At 57.8% G+C, this 2927-nt stretch carries 3 protein-coding genes; 1 reads left to right on the top strand and 2 read right to left on the bottom strand.

Features of this window, described 5'->3' with window-relative positions:
• Nucleotides 1-128: 128 nt before the first annotated feature.
• On the top strand, nucleotides 129-773 hold the full coding sequence (locus IRZ31_RS21000; protein WP_297157624.1) for a sigma-70 family RNA polymerase sigma factor: 645 nt from the start codon (nucleotides 129-131) through the stop codon (nucleotides 771-773).
• Here IRZ31_RS21000 and IRZ31_RS20995 read toward each other — a convergent pair.
• Both IRZ31_RS20995 and IRZ31_RS20990 read right to left on the bottom strand, forming a co-directional pair.
• Complete coding sequence (locus tag IRZ31_RS20995; protein ID WP_297157621.1) at nucleotides 770-1651, bottom strand: class I SAM-dependent methyltransferase; 882 nt, start codon at nucleotides 1649-1651, stop codon at nucleotides 770-772. The two genes, IRZ31_RS21000 and IRZ31_RS20995, sit on opposite strands and share 4 nt — an antisense overlap.
• A 59-nt stretch (nucleotides 1652-1710) precedes the next feature.
• A complete protein-coding gene (locus IRZ31_RS20990; RefSeq protein WP_297157618.1) occupies nucleotides 1711-2718 on the bottom strand; it encodes a GAF domain-containing protein in 1008 nt (335 codons plus the stop codon).
• Nucleotides 2719-2927: the final 209 nt, after the last annotated feature.

The raw sequence follows: 2927 nt of genomic DNA, 5'->3' as shown, positions 1-2927 counted from the left end.
TATTATACAGGTACATAAACACATCAATTACTTCTCTTTAGAAAAAATTTGTATTGATCGAAATTCTCTTTTAGTTATACAGGCAAGCGAGGAGCACTCACTCTTGCTTGCCGGGAGGAGAAGGACAGATGGGCAGTCCACACCTGCTGGCCCTGAACTGGGAGGAACTCTATGCCCGGCTGCGTCGTCAGGTACGGCGGCTGATTGCGCGCTACAACGTTGCGGCCTGGCGCGGTCAAGAAGAAGATCTGGTCGAAGACATTGTCCAGGAGAGCGTCAGGCGCTTCATCGAGCGTCAACCGCGTGTTGAGCGTGGAGAGATCGCACCGGCACGGTCGCCGGAACATATGCTGTTCACCATTGCCTGCAACTGTTGTCTGGACCTCTATCGGCGCGAGCGACGCCTGATTCATACGGGTGGGGAATATTTGCCCGTGCTCAGAGAGATGGAAGCGAAGGAACCGACAGAGCAGGCCCTGGAAAGAGCTTATCAGCAGGAGCTGTTTGCCATTGTGGCTCGGGAAGTAGAGCACTTCCCCCAGGGGCAGAGGCGGGCCCTTCTTATCGACCTGGCTGAATTGATGAGCTTTGGTGAGGAGCCGACAGCGCTCCAGAATGCCTTTCTGGAGCAGGGCATCGATCTCAGCCACTATCGTGACTGGCCGGAGGACCGGCGGCAACATGAACAGCGCGTTGCACTGCGCAACCACGCCTATCGGCGTCTGGCGCGGTTGCCCAGCATCCGTGCCTATATTGCGGGCCATGAGCACTAGCTCCGCGGCTTATAACCCCAGACCGTCAAAAAGAACTGCAGGCCGCAGAAGCTCTCGTCCGCTGCCTCGGCGCGCGCCTGCTCATAGAGGCGATTGAAAGCCTCACGGCTCAAGCCGACCACCTTCAGATAGAACGGTTCGAGCAGCTTAAGAGAGACAAGACCATTCTGATACCAATCCTCATAGCGAGGCGTGCCGGCGGAAATGCTCTCGGCGTAGGCGCGCATCTGGATCGAGGCACAGCCGGCCTCGCGTAGCAAGCGCTCCAGCATGGGCAAAACATCGAGGTGGTGCCGTGTCTCCGAGAAGGTATAGCCGGCGCGTGTCATTCCGAGGGCCAGCAAGAGAGACAGCTCCTCGCAAGCCGGTTTATTACAGATTGGCAGATCCGCCTCTGTCAGACGGATAATGCCGCCTGGGCGGCAGATGCGCAGGCACTCCTGTAGAAAAGCAGGCCAGGAGCGGGCCGGCATAAACGTTGAGATGAAGCGGGCATTGATTAAATCGAAGCTCTCATCCTTAAAAGCCAGTGGCTTTAAGGCATCCATGACCTGGAAAGAGACATTTGGCAACTGCTGAGTCGCGGCCAGTGTCCGGGCGAACTCGATCATACGCTGACTGATATCGATGCCGACCACACGCAGATGGCGATAGGTCTCAGCCAGCTCCAAAGCCCAGCCACCAGGGCCGCAGGCCACATCGAGCACATCCTGCAGGCCCGAGACATCTGTCAGCTCCGGCAGGGGGCCGCCCATAGCCCGTGTAGCCAGCTGGCCATGATGCAGCAGGCGAGCCAGCTCAGCCGTATTTTCCGCGTCGATAATGTAGGTGCCGCTGCTGTTCAAGAGTGTCTCAACCTGCTGGAGACCGGTCAACATAGCCCATGCGATCCTTTCTTTTCTTCCCTGAAGCGTGGCATGTGCTGAGCTAACTGTGCTCACTCAGGAGCCTGCTCCGTCGGCGACTGCATAGGAGTGGCCAAAAACGCCGCCATCACCTGCTCCTCAGCCTCGCGACGCGTCAACGGCTGCCCTCGTCGTTCGGCCTGACTCAGCAGTTCATTCACGCGTTGATTGAAGGTTGCCATATAGGCATTCTGGACGGATTCAGAGGGCATCAGGCGCAGCTCAATATCTTTGATATCAAAGAACTCATCATCGCGAAAAGCCAGGCTCAGTAGATAGGCGTAGTTTTGAATGAGCGCCTGCCGTCCGTGCAGGAAGTAGTCGCGCTGTGTACTGATGATCAGTAAGGCGCCGGCCACCTGTCCCGCGCGCTGCAGGGGGTAGGCGGCGGCACTACGGGCCTCGCTGACCAGAGCCTGGGGAATGACAAACTCGGAAGCCTCCTGCAGATTCTGCACCACGATCGGGCGGCATTGGGTGACAGCGTAGCCAACCAACGACTCGGCCCCCAGAAAGTAGCCACGACGGGCGATGCTTGTCAGGGCCTGACTCTTCTCCAGAAAGATCTCCCGGAGACAGGTCACTTTCTGCTGGGGAGGAAGCGGACGTTGACACTGGGCAATGCTGGCGGCGATACCGATATGCTGGGGATCGAGCTGGCGAATCAGCTGCTGCATCACCAGGTTCATAATCGTCCAGGAGCGCAGGCTCTCCACGACCGTCGCGTGGGCTTCGAGGATACGCGCATAGAGCACCGGCGGTACATCCTTCACAACCGGGTCGATGAAGACCGAGCCGGGGTCATCCTCCAGCGCGTCCGGGAACTCCTGGCGGATCAGCTGGATCAGCTGCTCGCGATGGGGCGGCAGCGCCTCAACCAGGCGATTAAGCAGCGAGCGTGGCCGCGGAGATGATTCGTGCGTCGCCCAGCGGGTGAGCGTGACCGGGTCAACGCCCATTTCGTTGGCTATGCGCTGTTTCTCTTTGGTGTCCCGAATAACAGCAGCGAGGAACTCGCGCCAGGTTCTGGGTTCTTGCATGGCTTCTGCCCCATTTCAGAGAGACTGCCATCCAATTATAGCCTACTCTCCCCCGCCTTGTCGATCCTGTCCACTCTCCGTGAGTGAATTATGTGACTTCTGTACAGAAATTTCTCCCTACAGACTATGCAATTGGTATTGACAATTGTAAATGGGGAATGGTATATTCAGCAAAGCAGGAAGTGCCTGCAAGAGTAGCACCCCTGCCG

Origin of the sequence: Thermogemmatispora sp. (genome assembly GCF_019683635.1) — a bacterium.
Classification (GTDB): Bacteria; Chloroflexota; Ktedonobacteria; order Ktedonobacterales; family Ktedonobacteraceae; genus Thermogemmatispora.
The sequence above is the reverse complement of the archived record's forward strand: the minus strand, read 5'-3'. Positions and strand labels throughout refer to the sequence as shown.

Coding starts and splice junctions, on each gene's coding strand:
- IRZ31_RS21000 (WP_297157624.1), top strand. CDS start 129: ATGGGCAGTCCACACCTGCTGGCCCTGAACTGGGAGGAACTCTATGCC.
- IRZ31_RS20995 (WP_297157621.1), bottom strand. CDS start 1,651: ATGTTGACCGGTCTCCAGCAGGTTGAGACACTCTTGAACAGCAGCGGC.
- IRZ31_RS20990 (WP_297157618.1), bottom strand. CDS start 2,718: ATGCAAGAACCCAGAACCTGGCGCGAGTTCCTCGCTGCTGTTATTCGG.